Source organism: Patulibacter minatonensis DSM 18081 (genome assembly GCF_000519325.1).
Lineage (GTDB): Bacteria > Actinomycetota > Thermoleophilia > Solirubrobacterales > Solirubrobacteraceae > Patulibacter > Patulibacter minatonensis.
The window spans coordinates 911103-932349 of sequence record NZ_KI912613.1; the positions used below are offsets into that span (position 1 = coordinate 911103).

The window sequence follows — 21247 nt, forward strand, 5'->3', positions numbered from 1 at the left end:
GGGCCGGGGCCGGGGCCGGGACGTCGGACTGCGGACCGGTGCCGCCGACGGACCCGGCGGCCGGTGCGGCGTCGGACGTCGTCGCGGCCTCCGGGGGCGTCGCGGCCGGATCCGGCTCGCCGGGCGTCGGCTGCTCGGGGCTCATGCGGCCGTCCCCGTCGTCGGGACGCCCGCGGCGAGCGCGGCCTGCTCGGGCGACTCGCCGGCGGCGAGCGCGCTCCAGATGCGGGTGCCCTGCTCCTCGTCCATGTCGCAGCGCACCAGGTGCTCGGGATCGGACCCGACCGGCGTGAGCGCCGGGTCCTCGGTGCCGCAGCACCGCGCGGCGTAGGCGCACCGGGGCTGGAACGCGCAGCGCCCCGTCGGGTGGATCAGGCTCGGCGGCCGGCCCTCGATCGGCACGAGGTCGACGTCGCGCGGCAGGTCGAGCCGCGGGATCGAGCGCAGGAGCCCCCACGTGTACGGGTGGCGCGGCTGCCGGAAGAGGGTCTTCACCGGTGCGCGCTCGACGATGCGGCCGGCGTACATCACGGCGATGTCGTCGGCGATCTCCGCCACGACGCCGAGGTCGTGGGTGATCATCACGACGGCCATCCCGAGCTCGGCCTGCAGGCGCTGCAGCAGCGCCAGGATCTGGGCCTGGACGGTGACGTCGAGCGCGGTCGTCGGCTCGTCGGCGATCAGGAGCTTCGGGTCGTTGGCCAGCGCCATCGCGATCATCACGCGCTGGCGCATGCCACCGGAGAACTCGTGCGGGTAGTCGTCGACCCGCTGGTGCGGCCGCGGGATGCCGACGAGCCCGAGCAGCTCGATCGCCCGCTCCTTCGCCTGCTTCCGCGAGACGTCGCGGTGCGCCCGGATGCCCTCGGTGATCTGCGATCCGACCCGGTAGAAGGGGTGCAGGGACGACAGCGGGTCCTGGAAGATCATCGCGACGTCGTCGCCGCGCAGCCGGCGCAGCGTCCGGTCGTCGGCGGTGACGAGGTCGGTGCCGCCGAAGCGGACCTCGCCCGTCACGCGGGCCCCGGCGCGCCGCATCAGGCCCATCAGGGAGAGCATCGTCACCGACTTGCCGGAGCCGGACTCCCCGACGACGCCGAGCACCTTGCCCGGCTCGACGGCGAAGCTCACGCCGGAGACGGCGTGGACGTCGCCGTCCTCGGTGGGGATCGTGACGCGGAGGTCCCGGACGTCGAGCAGCGGGTCGGTCATGCGAGCCTCACGCGGGGGTCGATCAGGGCGTAGACGATGTCGACGAGGATGTTCGCGGCGATGATGAAGAACGCCGCGAAGAGCACCGTGCCCTGGATGACCGGCAGGTTGCTGGCGACGATCGCGTCGTAGGACAGGCGCCCGATCCCCGGGATGTTGAACACCGACTCCGTGAGGACGGCGCCGCCGAGCAGGATGCCGAGGTCGAGGCCGAACGCGGTGACGATCGGGGTGATCGCGGACCGCACGCCGTGGCGGACGACGACCCGCCTCCGGGACAGGCCCTTCGCCTCGGCGGTGCGGAGGTAGTCCTGGTCGAGGACCTCGAGCAGGTTCGCGCGCATCAGCCGGGCGTAGATCGCCGCGAACGAGAGCGCGAGGATGCACCAGGGGACGATCAGCGACGTGAACCACGCCCCGGGGTCCTCGGTCAGCGGCCGGTAGGCCCCGGTGTCCGGGATCAGGTGGATCACCCCGTAGCTCTGGGAGAACAGGGCGAGCGCCACGAGCGCCAGCCAGTAGACCGGCGCGGAGATGCCGAGCAGCGCACCACCCATGACGAGGCGGTCGAAGAAGCTGCGCGGGCGCAGCGCCGAGAGGATGCCGATCAGGACGCCGACGATCAGCCAGATCACCGCAGCACCGGCGGCGAGCGAGATCGTCGCCGGCAGGCGCGACGTGATGGCGTGCGCGACGTCGGCGTTCGTGTCGTAGCTGAAGCCGAAGTCGAAGTGCAGGACGATCTGCTTGATGTAGTGGAAGTACTGCTCGTAGATCGGCCGGTCGAGGAACAGCGTGTGCTTCACGCGGTCGATCTGCGCCTGGTCCGCGCCCTTGCCGGCGCGCTGCGCGGCGGGGTCGCCGGACGGGAGCGCGTAGAAGATGAGGAACGCCAGCATGCTCACGACGAGCAGCAGGAAGACCATCCACACCAGACGGCGGTAGATGTAGCGCGCCGTCGGCGAGACCAGTCTCCGGACGGTCGGGCCGAACACGCGGACGACCACGCGGCCCGGGAGCGTGCGGGCGAACCGGTCCCAGAGGGCCGCGACGGGGGCGAGGAGGCGCGCGAGGAGGCGCACGACGGGAGCGAGCAGACGTGTCATCGGAAGGGTGCCTCGGCGGTCCGGGGCCGTGGGGCCCCGGACCGCGGCGATGCGGGTGGGGGGACTAGCTGCCCAGCGAGGTGTAGGCGAGGTCCCAGACCGAGTTCCAGGACGCGATCACGCCGTGGACGTTCGGGCCCTGGATGTTCGCCTGGGTGTCCCAGAGCCACGGGATCGCCGGGACCTGGTCGGTGATGTCCTTGTCCGCCTGGCCGAGGATCTGGTTCCGCTGCGCCTCGTCAGCGGTCCGCAGGCCCTTGTCGACCTCGGCGTCGATCTTCGGATCGGCGAACAGCGACGGGTTGTTCATGTTCGTCGGCTGGATGCCCTTCTGGGTGAAGACCGGCGAGAGCATCGGGCCGGCGTCCACGAAGTCCGGCAGCCAGCCGAAGTTCGGGCAGCCGTCGATGGTCTGCATCGACTTCACGACCTGGCAGAACTTCTGGTACATCGCGGTGTGCTGGACGCTCTTGACGTTCACCTTGATGCCGATCTTGGCCAGGCTGTTCTTCGCCACCTGGGTGGTCTCACGACCGGGCGACTCGGTGTCGCCGACGAACGTCACGGCCGGACCGGTGTACATCCCGTCCTTGAAGCCGGCCTTCTTCAGGTACGACTTCGCGAGCTCGAGGTCGCCGCTGGCGGACTTCAGGAAGTCAGCGCCCGTGCCGGCCTCGCCACCGGCCTCGTCGAAGCCCGGCGAGCCCGGGAACAGGAAGTGCGTCGCGATCTCGCCGACGAGGTCGCCACCGCGCTGCTTGCGCATCGACTGACGGTCGAGCACCGCGGCCGCGGCCTTGCGGACGTTGAGGTCCGAGAACGGCTTCTTCTTCGTGTTCAGCGCGATGTAGCGGTTGCCCAGCGCACTGAAGGTGATCTGCTTCGGCGACTGGGTCTTGTAGCGCGCGACCGCGTCCTTCGGGGCGGGATCGATGCTGATGGTGTTCTTCGTGTTCTGGACCTGTCGCGCGTTGACCGAGGAGTCGCCGCCGATGGCGACGTCGATCGTGTCGACGTACGCGGGGCGCGGGTCGCCCGCCGCCTTGCCGCCCCAGTTCGGGTTGCGCACGAGCTTCAGCTCGCGGCCGGCCTCGTAGCTCTTGATCATGTACGGACCCGTGAACGCCTGCTTCGTCGGGTCCTGGTCGAACGGGTTCGGCGTCTTCTTGTCCTTCGACTCCGCGTAGGCCCGCGGGATCGGGGAGCTCAGCGGCAGGACCAGCGCCTTGGCGAGCGTGGCTCCCGACGGCTTGTCGAGCTTGAAGACGATCGTCTGGTCGTCCGGGGTCTCGATGCCCGCGACCTTGCCGCCGGTCGCCTTCTCCATGCCGACGACGTCACCGAAGTACGACGTGATGTAGCCGTTGGCGACCGAGGCGGCCTTGCCGCGCTCGATCGCGTACTTGACGTCGTCGGCCTTCACGGTGCCGCCGACCGCCGGCGCGTACTTGATGTTCGGGCGGATCTTGACCGTCACGGTCTTCCCGTCCGCGGAGACCACCGGGTCGCCCGAGGCGATGTCCGGGATGACCTTCGAGCTGTCGGCCGGGTCGTAGGTGTAGAGCTGGCGGTGGACGACCGACGTGATGTTGTAGTCGCCCTGGAAGTACGCGGTCCCCGGGTCGAGGTGCTGGAAGCCCTCGGTCGAGATCACCTTCAGCGCGCCGCCCTTCTTGGCCGCCGGGTCGGGGATGCCGTTGTAGTACGTGCCGTCCTTGACGAGGGCGGGACCGCTCACCTTGTTGGCCGCGGCCACCGAGAGCGCACCGGCGCTCGCGCGGCGCCCGTTGTTGTCGCCGCCGCCACAGGCGGCGAGGCCTACTGCGAGCGCGCCGGCCGTACCGAGCGCCGACAGTCGTCGAACCGTGGGATGCATGGGAACTCCTGCTTTTCGGGGGGATCGAAGGCGCCGGACCTACCGGCGCTTCCGGGGGTTCAGTGCGTCCTGGAGCCCGTCACCGAGGAGGTTGAAGGCCAGGACGGTGAGCAGCAGGGCCAGGCCCGGGAAGAGCATGAACCACCACTGGTCGGTGTTCTTGGACGCGTCGCCGAGCATCTGACCCCAGCTGGATGTGGGGTCCTGGACGCCGACGCCGAGGAACGAGAGGGACGCCTCGAACAGGATGTTCTGCGGGACGAGGACGGTCGAGTAGACGATGATCGGCGCCACGAGGTTCGGCACCAGGTGGCGCAGCATGATCCGCGTGTGCGACGCGCCGATGGAGCGCGCGGCGAGGACGAACTCCTCCTCGCGCAGCGACAGCACCTGCCCGCGCACGATGCGGGCGATGAACGGGAAGCCCGCGATCGCGATGATGATGACCACGACCGGGACGCCCGGGGTGATCAGCCCGCCGAGACAGCCGCTGCCGATGCTGCAGGCCGAGGCGAGGCCGATGCCGAGCATCAGGATCGGGAACGCCAGGAGGACGTCGAGGAGGCGCGAGACGATCGCGTCGACCCAGCCGCGGAAGTACCCGGCCAGCACGCCGACGAGGGTGCCGAGCGTCACCGAGATCGCGGTCGACAGGAGCGCGACGGAGAGCGACACCCGGGCGCCGTAGATCACGCGGCTGGCGACGTCGCGGCCGAGCTGGTCGACCCCGAACGGGTTGATGCTGTTCGGCCCGAGGGGCTCGCCGCCCTCGTTGACGGCCTGCCCGTCCTGGAAGTCCGGTGACGGCAGCCCGAGGACCTGCACGAGCAGCGGCGCGAGGATCGCGACCAGCACGAGGACGCCGATCAGGCCGAGGCTGACGAGCGCGACCTTGTCGCGCTTCAGCCGGCCCCAGAGGATCTGGCGCTGGGAACGTGCGACGTCCGCGGACGCGGCGTCGTCGTCGGTCAGGGGAACGACCGGTGGCTGGCCGGGATCGGCCGTGATGGGGGTGCTCAAGGTGCGCGGTTTCCGGGGGAGAAACGGACGGCGTATGGGTCGCGCAGCAGGGGATGAGGTCCCCGGGGCGCCGTGCGACGTTCACCACCTTGCCACATCCCCCCACCGGTCGGGGGGAACTTCGCGGGCACCGGAATGCGCGATCCGGCGACAGTCGGAAGCCCGCCGATACGCCGTCCGCGCGGCTCTGCGGAACGGGCCGGACGCTCTGTCGCAGGTGCTCCCGCTCAGGTGGTCGGAGCGTCGCGCTCGACCAGCAGCGTGACCGGCCCATCGTTCACGCTGTGAACGGCCATGTCGGCCCCGAAGACGCCCATCTTCGCGTGCAAGTTGGCGCAAAAGCGCTCGTACAGGGGGCGGGCGTGGTCGCCCGGGGCCGCTTGCGACCACGACGGGCGGGTCCCCTTGCGGACGTCGCCGTAGAGCGTGAACTGGCTGACGCAGAGCACCTCGCGGTCCCCGAGCGGCTCGGCCATCCGCCCGTCGGCGTCGACGAAGATCCGGAGCGCCGCGACCTTGTCGGCGACGCGGTCGCAGACGTCCTCGTCGTCGGTGCGCGCGACCCCGAGGAGGATCAGGAGCCCGGGCCCGATCGCCGCGACCTCCTCGCCGTCGACCACGACCGACGCCTCGGTGACGCGTTGCACGAGGGCGCGCATCAGCCGACCGCCGTCACGACGAGGACGCCGACGGTCATGATCGCCGTGGTCCACACGATCGACGCCGCGACGGGCCGGAAGTCGAGGCCGAAGCGGTGCGCGACGAGCATCCCGTTGAGCCCCGACGGCGCCGCGGCCTGGAGGAGCATCCCGGGCGGCAGGTCGAGCGCCACGACCGACGCGACGACCACGATCAGTGGTGCGACGAGCAGCCGCAGGACGATCACGACCCCGACCTCGGGCGGGATCAGGCGCCCGCGGGCGTCGCGCAGGATCGACCCGCCCTCGCCCTGCGCGGAGAGCTGGACGCCGACGACGAAGAAGCCGACGGGCAGCACCGCGACGACGATCACCTGGGCGACGTCGCCCGCCCAGTCCGGGGCGTCCCCCGGGATCGCGAGGCCGGCCAGCGACGCCCAGAGCAGCGGGTTCTTCAGGAACGCCACCAGCCGTCCCGCGCCGGTGGGCTCGCCGACCGCCCCGCCGGTGCCGAACGCGGCGCCGACGGCGAACGCGCCCACGAACAGGGTCGGCTGCCCGACGAGGCTGTCCCACGCGACGGCGGGACCGAGCTCGTGGCCCCCGAGCACGGTGCGCACGAGCGGCAGGCCGAAGTACCCGGTGTTCGTGACGATCACGGCCAGTACGACCGCCCCGACCGTCGCGCGCGGGAGGTGCAGCACCCGCGCGGCGACGAACCAGGCGAGCACGCCGACCGTCCCCATCGCCACGAACCCGGTGAGCAGTCCCGAGATCAGCGTCAGGTCGACGTGCAGACGCGAGACGAGGACGAGGTAGACGGGCGGCAGCACCCACGTCAGGAGCAGGCCCATGGTGTCGCGTGAACGACGCTCGACGGTGTCGTGCCAGCGGCGCTCGGCGCCGATCCCGGCCAGCGTCGCAGCGATCATCACGGCGACGAGGACGGGGAGGCTCACGCCCCGGGGTCCGTTCCCGGTGGGACGTCGGCACGGTCGCGCCGGGCGGGCCGGCCGAGCCGGCGACGGCGGGGCGGCACCACCTCGCGGACCATCCAGACGTGCTCGATGCCGGCCTCGGTGAACGGCCGGCCGACGGGGCGGTAGCCGGCCTTCCGGTAGAGACCCTCGGCGGCGACCTGGGCCGCGAGCCGGAGCTCCTCCGCCCGGATTCCCTGGGCGTACTCCATCGCCCGGTCCAGGAGCTCGCTGGCGATCCCGCGGCCGCGCCACGCCCGGTCGACGGCCACGCGACCGACCTTCACGAGCGGCCCGCTCGACATCAGGCGCAGGGTCCCGACGACCGCGCCGTCCGGGGCGACGGCGATCGCGTGCCGGGCGACGTCGTCGTAGGCGTCGACCTCGGCCTCGCGCGGGACGCCCTGCTCGTCGCAGAACACGCGCAGGCGGAGCGCCTTGGCCTGGCGCAGGTCGCGGGCGTCGCGGACCCAGCGGATCGCGATCGGGGTGTCGGTGCCGATCACCGGGCGGACCCTCCGGTCGGCGCGGTGCCGGTCGTCCGCGACGTCACGCCGAGCCGCGCGAGGTCGCGCTCGACGTCTGCGACGCTGCCGTACTCGGCCGGGCGCACGTCGACGATCCGGCCGTCCCGGTCGATCAGGACGGTGTTCGGGAACGAGAGCCCGGCCTGCAGGTCGCCGCGCTCGATGCGCTTGCCGCGGTCGATCACGTGCGGGTAGACCGTGGGCTGCTTCCGCAGGAACGCGTCGACGGAGGCGCGGGAGCCCTCCGAGATCAGCCCGAGGAAGGCGACGTCCTTCCCGTAGCGCGACGCCGCCGCCCGCAGGACCGGGAACTCACGGACGCACGGCGCGCACTGCGGGAACCAGACGTTGATCAGCACCGGGCGGCCGCGCAGGCCCCGGAGCAGCGCGCGGAAGCGGTCGCGGCCGCGGTCGACGTCGCGCCCGAGGTCGAGCACCGGGACGCCGCCGGACGCGGCCCCGTCGGCGGTGGCGCCGGGGACGTCCCCGGCGTACAGGCGGGCGATCGCGGGCGGCGCGCCGGCCACGTCCGCGCGGGCCTCCGCGAGCGTCGGGACGTGCTCCGGCGTGGTCGCGCCGGTGTCGCTCTGGGCCAGCCCGATCACCAGGGCGATCGCGATCACGACGCCCGCGAGGCCGGCCGCGAGGGCACGGCGGTGGGTGCGCAGACGGGCCATCCGTCCGAAGGGTGCCACAGCGACACGCCCGCCCCGCGCGACCCTCGTCCGGGTGCCGCCGACGGGGTGGGCGTCGCGTCGTGTGATTCAGGTACGATGCGGGCGTCTGCACGAGAGGGACCGACCCGTCCCTCTCCCGGTCCCCCGCAGTCCCGCCTCGTCGGCGACCGGCCGTTCCCGCGGTCCGGTGCTGCCCCGAGAACCTCCCGTTCCCGCTTCCTGCCCTTCATGGCGCAACGACCCTCCGTCGTGGTCTCCGAGGCCACCTCGATCCCCGATCCGGCGGACATCGCCAGGGTCGCCGCGTTTGCGCACGAGCCGTTCGTGTGCGACGGCGAGTCGGCGGACGACGTCCTCGCACCGGGGACCATCCGGCGCCACGCGTTCGAGTTCGCCCGCGCCGAGCTCGACGCCGGCGGGACGGTCCCCTCGCAGAAGTGGCGCCGCCGCTGGTCGCTGCTCCTGGGCCTCGACCGCGCGCTGCACACCGAGACCCCGGTGCTCGCGGACGGGACGACGCTCAACCCGCACCAGATCGACGCCCTGTCCGGCACGTACGCGGCGCTCCTCGCGGACGCCCAGCGGCGGACCCGCGGCATCGGCGCGAGCGACGGCGACGCCCTGCTCCTGTCGTTCGAGGACGACGAGCCGACCGTCCACGACGAGCCGCCGCCGCAGGTCGCCCCCGTCGAGGAGGACGACCCGGAGGACGAGCTCGACGCCGAGGAGCCCGACGACGCGCCGACGGGCGACACCGGCGAGTTCGCCGCCGTCGCCGCCGCCCCGGAGGAGGACGACGAGGACGACGACGCCCAGGGCGGCATGGCGTCCCTCGAGGACGAGCTCGAGGACCTCCCCGACGCGGAGCCCGAGAACGAGTCGGCGCTCTACGACGACGAACAGGACGAGGACGTCGACGAGGACGTCGACGCCGCCGTCCTCGACGACCCCAACGCGCACAAGCGCTTCTGGTTCGAGCACGCCACGGGTGCCGGCAAGACGGTCGCCGCGATGGGCTTCGTCGAGGCCTGCCGCACCGGCGGCGTCCTGATCCTCACCCACCGCCGCAACCTCGTCGACCAGTTCATCGACGAGCTCCAGACCCGCGGCTACGGCGCGCGGCTCTCCAAGCCCCTGCTCGGCGACGCCGACATCGACACCGGGGACTTCGACCCGGCGGCGGGCGGCCCGGTCACGATCGAGACGTACCAGTGGTTCGTCCGCAACGCCGGCCAGATCTCGGGCGCCTACACCGTCGTCATCTGCGACGAGGCCCACACGGCGCTGGGCGAGAAGACCTCGGCCACGATCCGCGCGTGGACGGGCCCGATCTTCATCGGCATGACGGCCACGGGCGCGCTGATCGCCCGGCACGTCACCGACCTCTTCCCGACGCAGACCTCGCGCTTCGACCTCGCGCAGGCCGCCCGCCGTGGCGTCATCGCGCCGCTGCGCTCGCTGCGGATCCCACCCGGTCCCGGCGTCCGCACCATCGCGAAGGTGCCGCTGCGCAAGGGCGAGGTCGACATGGAGTTCGACCAGGACGAGCTCGCCAAGCTGCTCGACCAGGCGCCCTTCAACCTCGCGATCGCCGACCTCTACAAGACGCGCTTCCGCAACACCCCGGGCGTCGTCTACACCGCCGGCGTCCAGCACGCCTACAACGTCGCCGAGTCGTTCCGCGCGATGGACATGAAGGCCGAGGCCGTCTCGGGCGAGACCCCCAAGCGCGAGCTCGCGAAGATCCTCGCCGACTACGAGGCCGGCGAGATCGACGTCCTCGTCAACGCGCAGCTCCTGGCCGAGGGCTGGAACTCCCCGCGCGCGACCATCTGCATGCACCTGGCGCCGACGGCGTCCAAGCGCATCTACCAGCAGCGCGTCGGCCGCGTCACCCGTCGTCACCCGGGCAAGGAGGCGGGCGTCGTCATCGACTTCGTCCACCCCGCGACGGGCAACGACGACCCGGTCGTCACGCTGCACTCGCTGCTGGACCGCGACGTCTACCGCGGCGGCGCGATCGTCGTCGGCCCCGTCCGTCGGGGCCGCGGTCGCCGCGTCAAGGTCGAGCGCCGCGTCCTCCCCGTCACGCCCGACATCGAGCGCCGGCGGCAGGTCTTCGAGCGCGAGCTGTGGCGGATCGCCGTCGAGCAGCTCGACTGGGGCGAGCAGCGCATCTGGGCCGCCCTCGCCGGCGCGAAGGCGTCGCCGACGAACTGGCGCCGCGGCCGCGCGATGCTGAACTTCGACCGCTCGGGCGAGCTCCGCAGGCAGTTCCTCATCACCGCCCTGGAGCGCAACCGCAACCAGCAGCTCCGCATGCGCGCGATCCAGGAGATCGCCGTCCTCCGCGAGGCCGAACCGTTCGACACCGCGATCGACTTCGTCGGCCAGTGGCCGCGTGAGGAGCGCCGCGAGGCCTCCCGCGTCCTCCTGCAGGCGATGGCGGACCGGCGCATCGGTCGCCGTGAGCAGGCGACCGCCTGGATCTGGCGTCTCGCCGAGTACACGCGCGACATGCACGAGGAGTACGCCGCCCAGCGCTGGCCGGCCACGAAGCACCTGCTCGGGCTGCTCGTGAACTCCTCGGGCGCCGCGCACGCCCGCAACGCCCGCCGGCTCGTCCACGCGGCGCGTCAGCACGACCGCCGGCTGCAGGCCGCGCTCCTGGCCGCCGCGGTCGCCCACACGCCGGAGGCCGAGGAGGTCCTGCGCGAGGCCCGCACCCGCCTGGCCCGCAAGCCCGGCGCGCTGTCCCGCGACCTCCTCAAGGACTTCCCGAGCGGCAAGCGGCGCAAGAAGCGCTCGCGCAACAAGAAGAAGAACGGCGGGGGCGACCAGGCCCAGAACGGCCAGAACGGCAACGGGCAGCACGGCAACGGGCAGGCCCCGGACGCCGAGGCGTCCGCCGAGGGCGACCGACAGCCCGTGGCCGTCGGCGCCGAGCCCGAGTTCGAGGCCGCGACCTTCGAGGGTGGCGGCCAGACCGGCGGCCAGCAGGGCCAGGGCGGCGGCTCCCGCCGCAGCCGCTCGCGGCGCGGTCGCTCACGCGGACGCCGGCGCGGTGGCGGTGGCGGTGGCGGCCAGAACGGTGGTCAGGGCGGACAGAACGGGCAGGAGCCGGACGGCGGCGGTCAGGACGAGCAGCAGCCGGACGGCGGTCGCCCCGCGCGGGGCGATGCGGACCAGCAGCGGTCCGACGGCGCCCACGACGGCGGCCCCTCGGACGCGACCGCGTCCGACGACGCCGGGGAGGCCCCGGTCCGCCGCCGTATCCGCGGGCAGAAGGCCGCCGCCCGGGCCTCCGCAGAGGCCGAGGCCCCGACGATCGGCGCCGTCGACGCCACGCAGGCCGACGATGCCCCCCGCCCCAGCCGGCGGGCCCGGCGGGCCGCGGCCGCCGAGGGCGCGACGAGCGGGTCCGAGGCCGTCATCGACGCGGCCGACGCACCGTCCGCCGCGGACACCGCCGCCCCGAAGCCCGCGCGGACGCGCCGCAGCGCCGCGGCGGCCGCCGTGGCGCCGTCGGACGACGACGCGGCGTCCGTGAAGCAGGCCCCGGCCCGCCGCGCGACGACGGCTGACGCGACGGCCGACGACGCGGCCCCCGCGAAGAAGGCCCCGGCCCGCCGGACGACGAAGGCCGCCACAGCCGACGCGACGACCGACGACGCGGCCCCCGCGAAGAAGACGCCGGCCCGCCGGACGACGAAGGCCGCCGCAGCGGCCGACGACGTCGCGCCGGTGAAGAAGGCCCCGGCCCGCCGGACGACGAAGGCCGCCGCGTCGACCGACGACGACGCCCCCGCCAAGAAGGCGCCCGCCCGCCGCACGACGAAGGCCACCGCAGCGGCCGACGACGCCGCCCCCGCGAAGAAGACGCCCGCCCGCCGCACGACGAAGGCCGCCGCAGCGGACGCCGCGGCCACTCCCGCCACCGCGACGAAGGCCGCCTCGAGACCCCGGACGACCGCCGCGAAGAAGGCGCCCGCCAAGACCGCGGCGAAGCCGAGGACGACGGCCGCGAAGAAGCCCGCGGCGAAGACCGCCGCGGCGAAGGCGACCTCCGCGAAGACCACCACCGGCACGACGCGCGCCCGCGCCGCGAAGGCCGCGGCCTCCGACGAGGCGCCGAAGAAGCCCGCGACGCGACGCCGCACGACCCCGAAGGACGACGACACCCCGTGACCCACCAGAGCCGCGAGATCCACCTGGCCCAGCGCCCCGTCGGGGTGCCCGGCCCGGAGGTCTTCTCGCTGGTGGAGACCGAGGTCCCGGATCCGGGCGACGGCGAGGTCCTCGTCCGCAACCGCTGGATGAGCGTCGATCCCGCGATGCGGGGCCGGATGGACGACCGCCCGTCCTACGCCCCGCCGTTCCGGATCGGGCACCCGATGGAGGGCGGCGCCGTCGGCGAGGTCGTCGCGTCGAACGCGCCGGACCGCGCGGTGGGCGACCTCGTCCTCCACGGCCTCGGCTGGCGCGAGCTCGCGGTGCTCCCGGCCCGGAGGACCGCGCCGGTGGACGCGTCGGTCGCGCCCGAGCAGGCGTACCTCGGCATCCTCGGCATGCCGGGACTGACCGCGTACGCCGGCCTCACGGCGGTCGCGCGGATCCGCGAGGGCGACGTCGTCCTCGTCTCCGCGGCCGCCGGAGCGGTCGGCTCGGCGGTCGGGCAGATGGCGCGACAGCTGGGCGCGTCGAAGGTGATCGGCAGCGCGGGCGGTCCCGAGAAGGTCCGCCACGTCGTCGAGGACCTCGGCTTCGACGCCTGCATCGACCACAAGGCCGGCCGGATCCGGAAGCAGCTGAAAGAGCATGCGCCGGACGGGATCGACATCGACTTCGAGAACGTCGGGGGCGAGCACCTCGAGGTCGCGATCGGCGCGCTCCGGATGAACGGGCGGATCGCGGTCTGCGGGATGATCTCGCAGTACAACGCGACCGAGCCCCCGGCGGGCCCGCGCAACCTCGCGCGGCTGATCCAGACCCGCGGCACGATCCAGGGCTTCCTCGTCCTCGACCACTACGACCTGCGGGACGAGTTCGTGCAGCGCGCCGCCGGCTGGATCCGCGACGGGCACCTCCGGTACGAGGAGACCGTCGTCGAGGGGCTCGAGCACGCCCCCGACGCCATGCGCGACCTGCTCGCCGGGAAGAACACCGGCAAGATGCTCGTCCGCATCGCCGGCTGAGCCCACCCGGTCGTCGGGCTCTCCAGTCCGGAACGCCCGTCGGCACGCCCCCACCCCGGCCGTAGGGCACAATCGCTCGATGACCGTTGCCGCACCCCGTCGCGTCACGTTCAGTCGGAACCACACGCTGTCGTTGTCGCGGACGTGTTCGTCGGTGTGCAAGTACTGCGCGTTCGCGACCCGCAAGTTCCATCTGCACACGAAGGACGAGGTCCTGGCGATCCTCGACGAGGCCGTCAAGCGCCGCGCGAAGGAGCTCCTGATCCTCACCGGCGAGGAGCCCGACAGTCATCCCGAGGTCGCCGCGACGCTGAAGGAGTGGGGCTTCACCGACTTCGTCGACTACGTCGTCTGGGCCGGCGAGCGCGCGCTCGAGCGCGGGCTGCTGCCGCACACGAACCTCGGCGCGGTCACGAAGGAGCAGCTCGCGCGGCTGCGGACGGTCACCGCGTCGCAGGGCGTGATGCTCGAGTCGATCTCCGAGCGGCTGATGGAGACCGTGCACGCCGGGTCGCCGTCGAAGCACCCGCAGCGGCGCCTCGCGACGCTGCGCGCCGCCGGCGAGCTGAAGATCCCGTTCACCACCGGGATCCTCGTCGGGATCGGCGAGACGAAGCAGGAGCGCTTCGACTCGCTCGCCGCGCTCGCGGAGGTCCAGGCCGAATTCGGCCACCTGCAGGAGATCATCCTCCAGAACTTCGTCCCGCACGAGCGGTACTACGGGCGCGACGTCGGGGCGATCGCCGACGAGGCCGCACGCGAGTACTGGCGCACCGGCATCGGCGACCATCGGCCCAGCCTGGGGCTGCCGGCGTGGGCGAACCCGATCTCGATCGCCGACATGGTCGAGCTCGTCGAGGAGACCCGGCGGTTGATGCCGGACATCGGCATCCAGATCCCGCCGAACCTCGCCGACTGGTGGCCCGAGCTCGTCGCCGCCGGCGCGACCGACCTCGGCGGTCTCTCCGCCAACGGCGACCACATCTCGCCCGAGCACCCGTTCCCGTCGCCGACGCAGGTGCGGGCGCAGCTGAAGCCGCAGGGCGTCGCGCTGTCCGAGCGGCTCTGCGTCTACGGGCAGTACATCGACGAGACGTGGATCGACCCCGCCGTCCTCGACGCGATCACCGTCAAGTACTGGACCTTCATCCCGCGCGGCACGTCCGGCCGGTCCGAGGCCCCGTTCGTCATCGACCGGGGCCTCGTCGCCCCCGCGCTGGAGAAGGCGCGCGACGGCGTGCAGCTGTCGGAAGAGGAGCTGACGGCCCTCTTCGTCGAGCGCGACCCGGTCGCGGTCGAGGAGATCCGCGTCGCCGCGGACGAGCTGCGCCGTGAGCTCGCGGGCGACACCGTCTCGTTCGTCGTCAACCGCAACCTGAACCTCTCCAACGTCTGCACGGTCGGCTGCGCGTTCTGTGGCTTCGGGCAGTCCAAGCGCTCCCCCGACGCCTACGACGTGTCGGAGGAGGAGTTCGAGGCCCGCGTCAGGGACGCCGTCGACTACGGCGCCACCGAGCTCTGCATCCAGTCCGGGATCCACCCCGACTGGACGCTGGACGACTACCTCCGCTGGCTCCGGCTCGCCAAGGAGTTCGGGCTCCGCCACGGCCGCGACCTGCACCTCCACGCGTACTCGCCGATGGAGATCGCGCACATGGCCGACATCTCCGGCCTGCCGCTGCACGAGCTCTTCCCGCTCCTGCGCGAGGCCGGTCTCGGCTCGACGCCCGGCACCGCCGCCGAGGTCCTCGTCGACGGGATGCGCCAGCGGATCTCGCCGAACAAGCTGCCGGTGCAGCGGTGGGTCGACGTCATCCAGGCGTCGCACCGCGCCGGGCTGAAGTCCACCTCGACCGTGATGTTCGGGCACATCGAGGAGCCCTGGGAGCTCGCCCAGCACATGCGCCTGATCCGCCGGGTCCAGGAGGAGACCGGCGGCATCACCGAGTTCGTGCCCCTGTCGTTCATCCCGTTCCAGACGCGCCTGGGCCGGACGCACGGCGTCGAGGAGATCACGATCGAGGACAACCTCAAGCACACCGCCGTCTTCCGGCTCGCGCTCGGACGCAGCATCCGGAACGTCCAGGCCTCCTGGGTGAAGATGGGCCTGCAGGGCGCGACCGAGGCCCTGCGCTGGGGCGTCAACGACCTCGGCGGCACGCTGATGGAGGAGAACATCTCCCGCCTCGCCGGCGCCGCCCACGGCACGATCCTCCACCCGCACCAGCTCGCCCGGGCCGCCCACGACGCCGGTCGCCCCGCCGCCGAGCGCACCACCACCTACGGCACGATCGAGCATTACCCGATCGGCGAGCTGCCGCTCGAGCCCGGCGCCGACCACGAGTACGTCGGCGGCGCGCTCCCCACCGCCGTCGCGGTCGCCTGAGCCATGCCGGGTCGCCGCCGCAGCCGTCGGGCCCGCATCGCGGACCACGCGCTCCTGCGGGGCGCCGCCGAGGTCGCCCGCACGCTCGAGCCCGAGGGCCTCGTGGTCGGCACCGTCGGGAACGTCTCGGTCCGCACCGGCCCGACCGTCCACGTGACCCCGACGCGCACCGGCTACGCCGCGATGTGCGCCCGCGACCTCGTCATGGTCGACGTCGCCTCCGGGGTCGTCCTCGGCGCCGGAACGCCGTCGCGGGAGCTGCCCCTGCACCTCGCCGTCTACCGCGCGCGACCCGACGTCGGCTGTGTCCTCCACACCCACAGCGTCGCCGCGACCGCGTGGAGCTTCCTCGACGAGCCGCTGCAGCCGGAGCTCGAGGACCTCGCCTACCACGGCATCGCGCCCGTCCGCACGAGCCCGCACGCCGACGCCGGCACCGAGGCGCTCGCGACCGCCGCCGCCACGACCCTCGGCCCCGACACCGCGGTCCTCCTCGGCCGCCACGGCGTGCTGACGGTCGGCGCGACCCCGGCGGACGCCCTCCTCGCGGCCCGCGTGGTCGAGCGCCAGGCCCGCGTCGCCTGGCTCGTCCGCGGCGCGGCGCCGTGGGCCACGGGCGTGGCGTCGGCGGTGCTCGACGACGTCGCCGGCAGCTCGACCGGCTGATCCGGGGCGCCCCGCGTCCCCCCGTCCGCCCCGCTACGGTCGAGGGGGTGCCCGCCGGACCGCACCCCGAGGACGACCTGATCCCGGAGCACGTGGTGCTCGGCGGGGTCGCGCTCGACGTGTGCCGCCCGCGGGACCTCGAGTCCCTGATCGACGACGACGCGTTCGGCGCGCAGGAGTTCCTCCCGTACTGGGCCGAGCTGTGGCCGAGCACGCCGGTGCTCGCCGAGGCGCTCGGGGCGGTCGACCTCGACGGTCTGCGGATCCTGGAGCTCGGGTGCGGGCTCGGGCTGCCGAGCCTCGTCGCCGCCCACCGCGGCGCCCGCGTCACCGCAACCGATTGGGCGGCCGACGCGCTCGCGCTGCTGGCCGGCAACGCCGAGCGCAACGGGCTCGACCTCGACCTGCGGCGCCTGGACTGGTTCGCCCCCGCGGACGCGTGGCCGGACGGTCCGCCGGAGCCCTGGCCGCTGGTCGTCGCCGCCGACGTGCTCTACGAGGCCCGCAACGGCCCAGCGTTGCTGCGCACCCTCGAGCGGGTCGTGGCCCCCGGCGGCGAGGCCTGGATCGCCGACCCCGGTCGCCCGACCGCCGCGGGGTTCTGGCGGGCCGCCGCCGAGACGTGGACGCTCGACCTGCTCGGCGACGAGGCCTCCGGCCGCCCGACCGTGCGACGGCTGCGGCGGCGGGACTGACCGGCCCTCAGCGTCCGGTCCACTCCGGGTCGCGCTTCTCGAGGAACGCGGCGACGCCCTCGGCCATGTCCTCCGACGCCACGACCCGCTCCACGAGCTCGCGCGAGACCGCCCAGCCCGCCGCGGCGTCGCCGTCGAGCGACCGGACCACGCCCTCCTTCGTCGCGCGCACCGCGACCGGACCGCCCCGGCCGATCTCCGCGGCGAGGTCGAGCGCGCCGTCGAGCGCGCCGCCGTCGTCCGTGACGCGGTTGACGAGGCCCAGGCGCGCTGCCTCCTCCGCCCCCATCGTGCGGCCGGTGAGGAGCAGCTCCATCGCCACGTGGTACGGGACGCGGCGGGGCAGCCGGGCGATCGCGCCGCCGGAGGCGATCACGCCGCGGTGGACCTCCGGCAGCGCGAAGACGGCGCCCTGCGCGGCGACGACGAGGTCGCAGGCCATCGCGAGCTCCCAGCCCCCGCCGACCGCCGCACCCTCGACCGCCGCGATCACCGGCTTGACGGGCGGGCGCTCGAGCATCCCGTAGAACCCGCGGGGCGCGACCTCCATCGACGCGCCCGCGGCGACGGCCTTCAGGTCCGACCCGGCGCAGAAGCGACCGCCGGCACCGGTGATCACCGCACAGCGCAGGTCGTCGTCCCCGTCGAGCACGTCGAGCGCGGCGGACAGGCCGACCGCCTGCTCGCGGTCGAACGCGTTGTACGCGCGGGGCCGGTCGAGGGTCACGATCAGCACGCCTGCGGTCACTGCGGTGCGGATCGGGTGCGGCACGGCGTTCCTCTCGACGGGTCGGCGGTCACCTTCGCCCAGCCTCCGGGGCCCGTGGGACGGCCGCCGCCGGCGATTCGGAGTTCTCCACAAGTCGCCGCCGGCGGGCCGTGCGGGACGGTGCGGACGGGGGTCTGCGGACACCGCACACACCGTGGAACGGTCGATCCAGAACCGGCCGCGCCCGGTGTGCGCCGTCCCGGGACGGGGACCTGTGGTGCGCTCCAAGTCGGCGGACCGGTGGTGGATGCGCGCCGTCGGGACGACCGTAGGCTCGGCCACCTGCCGTCCCTCCCTCGAAGGAGCACCACGACCGTGGTCCGTCCCGCGCCTGAGCGCCCGAACATCGCAGCACCCGCCCGGGCCCGGAGCCCCCGATGAGCGACGTCACCGCGAGCACCGCGGTGTCGCTCCCCGGCATCGAGCGCGACCGCGTGAGCCCGTGGCTGCGGGAGCACGCCGGGCTGCGGGGCACGCTCGCCTACGACCTCGTCGCCGGCGGACGCTCGAACCTGACCTACCGGGTGACCGACGCCGAGGGGCGGCGGGTCGTGCTGCGCCGTCCGCCGACCGGACTCGTGCTGGAGTCCGCGCACGACGTGGCCCGCGAGCACCGGATCATCTCCGCGCTCCTGCCCACCGCCGTGCCGGTCCCGCCCGTCCTCGGCCTGTGCGAGGACCCCGCGGTCACCGGCGCGCCGTTCTACGTCATGGAATTCGTCGACGGCGCGATCCTGCGCGACGAGCGGGCCGTCGAGGCCGCGTTCGCGGTCGGGGACCGGCACCGGCTGGCCGAGACGCTGGTCGACGCCATGGCCGACCTGCACGCGGTCGACCCCGACGCGGTCGGTCTCGGCGGGCTCTCGCGCCGCGACGGGTTCGCCGAGCGCCAGCTGCGCCGCTGGCACAAGCAGTGGCACGCCTCGCGCTCCCGTGAGATCGCGGCGATCGACGAGGGCCACCGCCTGCTCTCCGAGCGGATCCCGCCGCAGCGCCGGCTCGGGATCGTGCACGGGGACTTCCGGCTCGACAACACGGCGTTCCGCCCCGACGGGACCGTCGCCGCGGTGCTCGACTGGGAGCTGTGCACGCTCGGCGACCCGCTCGCCGACCTCGGGCTGCTGCTCGTCTACTGGACCGCCCCGGACGACGACGGTCCGTCGCTCACCGGGACCCCGACCCGCGCGGACGGGTTCCCCGGCCGCGAGTTCCTCGTCGACCGCTACGCGGCGCGGACCGGGGCCGACGTCGGGCCGGTCGACTTCTGGACGGCGCTCGGCCACTGGAAGCTCGCGTGCATCGCCGAGGGGATCCACGCGCGGTACGTCGCCGGCGTGATGGGCGACGACGGGCTCGATCCCGAGGTGATCGCCCGGGCGGCCCCGCTCCTCGCGGAGGAGGCCCTGCGCGTGCTCGAGGCCTGAGCGTCGAATCGTTCCCGCGCCGCGGGCCGGCGCACCTAGAGTTGGAGCACGCCACAACTCGTCGCCGCGCCCGGCCGATCCGAGCGCCGTCGCCGTGGGAGCTTCGGACTCCCGGGCGGCCGTCGCCGCCGCGTCCAGGATCGACGATTCGAGAGACACGTGGGTTCCCAGATCACCGCTCCGCACCACCAGGTCCAAGCGTCACCCGACGGGCCCGCCCCGTCGCCGACCGACCCCCGGACGGCGGATCTGTACGGCGAGGCGATCGCCGCGTTCGGCGACGTCTCCGAGGCGCTCTCCGAGCTCCACGAGCTCGACGACCTGCTGCACCTCATCGCGCGGAAGATCTGCGAGCTCGTCGGGGTGCGGCGCTGCAGCCTCTACCTGCGCGACGAGCGCTCGAGCCTCTACCGCGGGCAGGTCGGGCACTGGCTGCACGACATCGACGAGGGCGTCAAGCGGCTGACCTCCGGGGGCGCCGGCGACGCGTTCACGCGCGAGATCGTGGCGACGAAGGCCCCGGTCGTCGTGCAGGACACCCGCAGCGACACCCGGCCGATCAAGTCGACGATGCGGTCGTGGGACGTCCGCTCGATGCTCGGCGTGCCGATGGTGCTGCGCGGCGACGTCGTCGGGATCGTCTACCTCGACGACGCCGACCAGCGGCGACAGTACACCGCCGCCGACGAGGCGATCGCGTCGATGTTCGCGAACCTCGCGGCGATCGCCATCCAGCAGGCGCGCCTGACGTCGGACCTGCGCGCGAAGCTCACGACGGTCGCGACCCAGAACGCGAGCATGCGCCGCGCCGCGGTCGTCGACGACCGCCTCACCGCGCTCGTGCTCGAGGGCAGCAACATGCGGGAGATCGCGACGGCGATCGCCGAGCTGACCGGCAAGGCGTGCGCGATCCACGACGCCGAGTTCCGCCAGATCGCCGTCGGCCGCCCGGCCGGGGACGACGACGGGATGCTGCCGAAGCTGCTGAGCGCGGACACGCGCTCGCACCCCGACGTCCGCCGCGCGCTCGCGGGCCTGCGCGACAACCGCCCCGGCGTCGTCGGGCCGATGCCGTACGCGGGGGTCCACAACCGCTGCATCGTGGCGCCGGTGGCCGCCGGCACCGACCAGTGGGGGCACCTGCTGCTGCTCGAGCACGGCAGCCGCCTGACGAACTTCGACATGCTCGTCGCCCGACGCGGCGCGACCGTCATCGCCTGGGGCATGAGCGCCGAGCGGCGCGCCGCCGCGGCCGAGTGGAACGTCGGCGCGTCGCTGGCCGGCGAGCTGATCCGCGGCAACCGCGACATCTCCGCGCTCGAGCGACGCGCGGAGCACGTCGGCATCCGCATCGACGACCCGCACGCGCTCTGCCTGATCACGACGGCCACCGACTCCGGCACGATCGTGCCGGACGCCCGCGCGGTCGCCGACGCGTTCGCGCCCGAGGGCGAGGGCGAGCCCCGGCCGCTGGCCACCGCGGTGACGGAGGGCGTCGGCGTGATCGTCCCGCTGCCGTCCGACGACGCCAAGGGCCTCGAGGCCGTGAAGGCGCGCGTGACCGCCGCGTGCGCCGCGCTCGACGCCGACGGCGCCCTGATCGCGGGGATCTCGACGGTCTGCCGGCAGCCCGCGGACTACGTCCGGGCGTACGAGCAGGCGATCCAGGTCGTCCGCTGCCTGAACACGTTCTCCGCCGCGGACCACAGCCAGGTCCTCGCCGCCAACGACCTCGGCGCCGGCCGGCTCTTCCTGTCGACGTCGAACGCCGCCGAGGCCGACCGCTTCGTGCAGGAGACCCTCGGGAAGCTCCTGACCGACAAGTCGCGCGCGGACCTCCTGACGACGCTCCACGTCTTCTGCCGCCACGGCCGCTCGGTCCGTCGCACCTCGCAGGTGATGGGCGTGCACGAGAACACGATCCGCTACCGGATCATGCGCGCGGAGACCCTGACGGAGCTCGACGTCACGAACGACTCCGACGCTCAGTTCAGCGTCCAGCTCGCGCTGCTGATCCTGCGGCTGAAGGGCGTCCTGCCGTGGGAGGCCGGCGTCGAGGAGCCGGACGCCGGCTGAGCG

Annotated in this window: 16 protein-coding genes; 7 read left to right on the forward strand and 9 right to left on the reverse strand. The window is 73.5% G+C overall.

Annotated elements, in window-relative coordinates:
- Positions 1 to 141 precede the first annotated feature (141 nt).
- The 8 genes from PATMI_RS0104215 to PATMI_RS0104250 form a co-directional block, all read right to left on the reverse strand.
- A complete protein-coding gene (locus PATMI_RS0104215; protein WP_026909974.1) occupies positions 142 to 1212 on the reverse strand; it encodes an ABC transporter ATP-binding protein in 1071 nt (356 codons plus the stop codon).
- Entirely contained in the window at positions 1209 to 2318 is a 1110-nt protein-coding gene (locus PATMI_RS0104220) for an ABC transporter permease (protein WP_245604076.1), read from the reverse strand. Before PATMI_RS0104220 ends, PATMI_RS0104215 begins: the two co-directional genes overlap by 4 nt.
- Before the next feature lie 64 nt (positions 2319 to 2382).
- Positions 2383 to 4194 carry an ABC transporter substrate-binding protein gene (locus PATMI_RS0104225; RefSeq protein WP_084269650.1) on the reverse strand — a complete coding sequence of 604 codons (1812 nt, stop codon included), beginning with the start codon at positions 4192 to 4194 and terminating at the stop codon, positions 2383 to 2385.
- Between the two features lie 39 nt (positions 4195 to 4233).
- Positions 4234 to 5214 carry an ABC transporter permease gene (locus PATMI_RS0104230; protein ID WP_036725213.1) on the reverse strand — a complete coding sequence of 327 codons (981 nt, stop codon included), beginning with the start codon at positions 5212 to 5214 and terminating at the stop codon, positions 4234 to 4236.
- A gap of 227 nt (positions 5215 to 5441) precedes the next feature.
- Positions 5442 to 5873 (reverse strand): D-aminoacyl-tRNA deacylase, encoded by a 432-nt coding sequence (gene dtd / locus PATMI_RS0104235; protein WP_026909978.1) that lies wholly within the window; start codon positions 5871 to 5873, stop codon positions 5442 to 5444.
- Positions 5873 to 6811, reverse strand: coding sequence for an AEC family transporter (locus PATMI_RS0104240; protein WP_026909979.1), 939 nt, complete (start codon positions 6809 to 6811; stop codon positions 5873 to 5875). The genes dtd and PATMI_RS0104240 overlap by 1 nt, the downstream gene beginning before the upstream one ends.
- Complete coding sequence (locus tag PATMI_RS27280) at positions 6808 to 7335, reverse strand: GNAT family N-acetyltransferase (RefSeq protein ID WP_051471036.1); 528 nt, start codon at positions 7333 to 7335, stop codon at positions 6808 to 6810. The genes PATMI_RS0104240 and PATMI_RS27280 overlap by 4 nt, the downstream gene beginning before the upstream one ends.
- The gene (locus PATMI_RS0104250; RefSeq protein ID WP_026909980.1) at positions 7332 to 8033 is read right to left on the reverse strand and encodes a TlpA family protein disulfide reductase; all 702 of its coding nucleotides are present in this window, start codon (positions 8031 to 8033) and stop codon (positions 7332 to 7334) included. Before PATMI_RS0104250 ends, PATMI_RS27280 begins: the two co-directional genes overlap by 4 nt.
- Positions 8034 to 8261: 228 nt before the next feature.
- Here PATMI_RS0104250 and PATMI_RS0104255 point away from each other — a divergent pair, with 228 nt between their 5' ends.
- From PATMI_RS0104255 to PATMI_RS27295, 5 genes are all read left to right on the forward strand, one after another.
- Positions 8262 to 12221 carry a DEAD/DEAH box helicase gene (locus PATMI_RS0104255; RefSeq protein ID WP_169738324.1) on the forward strand — a complete coding sequence of 1320 codons (3960 nt, stop codon included), beginning with the start codon at positions 8262 to 8264 and terminating at the stop codon, positions 12219 to 12221.
- A complete protein-coding gene (locus tag PATMI_RS0104260) occupies positions 12218 to 13228 on the forward strand; it encodes an NADP-dependent oxidoreductase (protein WP_026909982.1) in 1011 nt (336 codons plus the stop codon). Before PATMI_RS0104255 ends, PATMI_RS0104260 begins: the two co-directional genes overlap by 4 nt.
- 79 nt (positions 13229 to 13307) lie before the next feature.
- Complete coding sequence (gene cofH / locus PATMI_RS27285) at positions 13308 to 15614, forward strand: 5-amino-6-(D-ribitylamino)uracil--L-tyrosine 4-hydroxyphenyl transferase CofH (RefSeq protein ID WP_084269652.1); 2307 nt, start codon at positions 13308 to 13310, stop codon at positions 15612 to 15614.
- 3 nt (positions 15615 to 15617) lie between these two features.
- Positions 15618 to 16280, forward strand: coding sequence for a class II aldolase/adducin family protein (locus PATMI_RS27290; RefSeq protein ID WP_051471037.1), 663 nt, complete (start codon positions 15618 to 15620; stop codon positions 16278 to 16280).
- Positions 16281 to 16327: 47 nt separating this feature from the next.
- The gene (locus tag PATMI_RS27295) at positions 16328 to 16975 is read left to right on the forward strand and encodes a class I SAM-dependent methyltransferase (protein ID WP_051471038.1); all 648 of its coding nucleotides are present in this window, start codon (positions 16328 to 16330) and stop codon (positions 16973 to 16975) included.
- A 7-nt stretch (positions 16976 to 16982) separates the two neighbouring features.
- On the opposite strand, the gene PATMI_RS0104280 is transcribed toward PATMI_RS27295, so the two are convergent.
- On the reverse strand, positions 16983 to 17747 hold the full coding sequence (locus tag PATMI_RS0104280) for a crotonase/enoyl-CoA hydratase family protein (protein ID WP_051471039.1): 765 nt from the start codon (positions 17745 to 17747) through the stop codon (positions 16983 to 16985).
- Positions 17748 to 18121: 374 nt separating this feature from the next.
- Between PATMI_RS0104280 and PATMI_RS27300 the strand changes: the two genes are divergently transcribed.
- Together PATMI_RS27300 and PATMI_RS27305 are read left to right on the forward strand one after the other, a co-directional pair.
- The gene (locus tag PATMI_RS27300) at positions 18122 to 19168 is read left to right on the forward strand and encodes a phosphotransferase family protein (RefSeq protein ID WP_036725216.1); all 1047 of its coding nucleotides are present in this window, start codon (positions 18122 to 18124) and stop codon (positions 19166 to 19168) included.
- A 159-nt stretch (positions 19169 to 19327) separates the two neighbouring features.
- Entirely contained in the window at positions 19328 to 21244 is a 1917-nt protein-coding gene (locus PATMI_RS27305; protein ID WP_051471040.1) for a GAF domain-containing protein, read from the forward strand.
- The last annotated feature ends 3 nt before the right edge of the window (positions 21245 to 21247 follow it).

Coding starts and splice junctions, on each gene's coding strand:
- PATMI_RS0104215 (WP_026909974.1), bottom strand. CDS start 1,212: ATGACCGACCCGCTGCTCGACGTCCGGGACCTCCGCGTCACGATCCCC.
- dtd (WP_026909978.1), bottom strand. CDS start 5,873: ATGCGCGCCCTCGTGCAACGCGTCACCGAGGCGTCGGTCGTGGTCGAC.
- PATMI_RS0104225 (WP_084269650.1), bottom strand. CDS start 4,194: ATGCATCCCACGGTTCGACGACTGTCGGCGCTCGGTACGGCCGGCGCG.
- PATMI_RS0104255 (WP_169738324.1), top strand. CDS start 8,262: ATGGCGCAACGACCCTCCGTCGTGGTCTCCGAGGCCACCTCGATCCCC.
- PATMI_RS0104250 (WP_026909980.1), bottom strand. CDS start 8,033: ATGGCCCGTCTGCGCACCCACCGCCGTGCCCTCGCGGCCGGCCTCGCG.
- cofH (WP_084269652.1), top strand. CDS start 13,308: ATGACCGTTGCCGCACCCCGTCGCGTCACGTTCAGTCGGAACCACACG.
- PATMI_RS27300 (WP_036725216.1), top strand. CDS start 18,122: ATGAGCGACGTCACCGCGAGCACCGCGGTGTCGCTCCCCGGCATCGAG.
- PATMI_RS0104220 (WP_245604076.1), bottom strand. CDS start 2,318: ATGACACGTCTGCTCGCTCCCGTCGTGCGCCTCCTCGCGCGCCTCCTC.
- PATMI_RS27290 (WP_051471037.1), top strand. CDS start 15,618: ATGCCGGGTCGCCGCCGCAGCCGTCGGGCCCGCATCGCGGACCACGCG.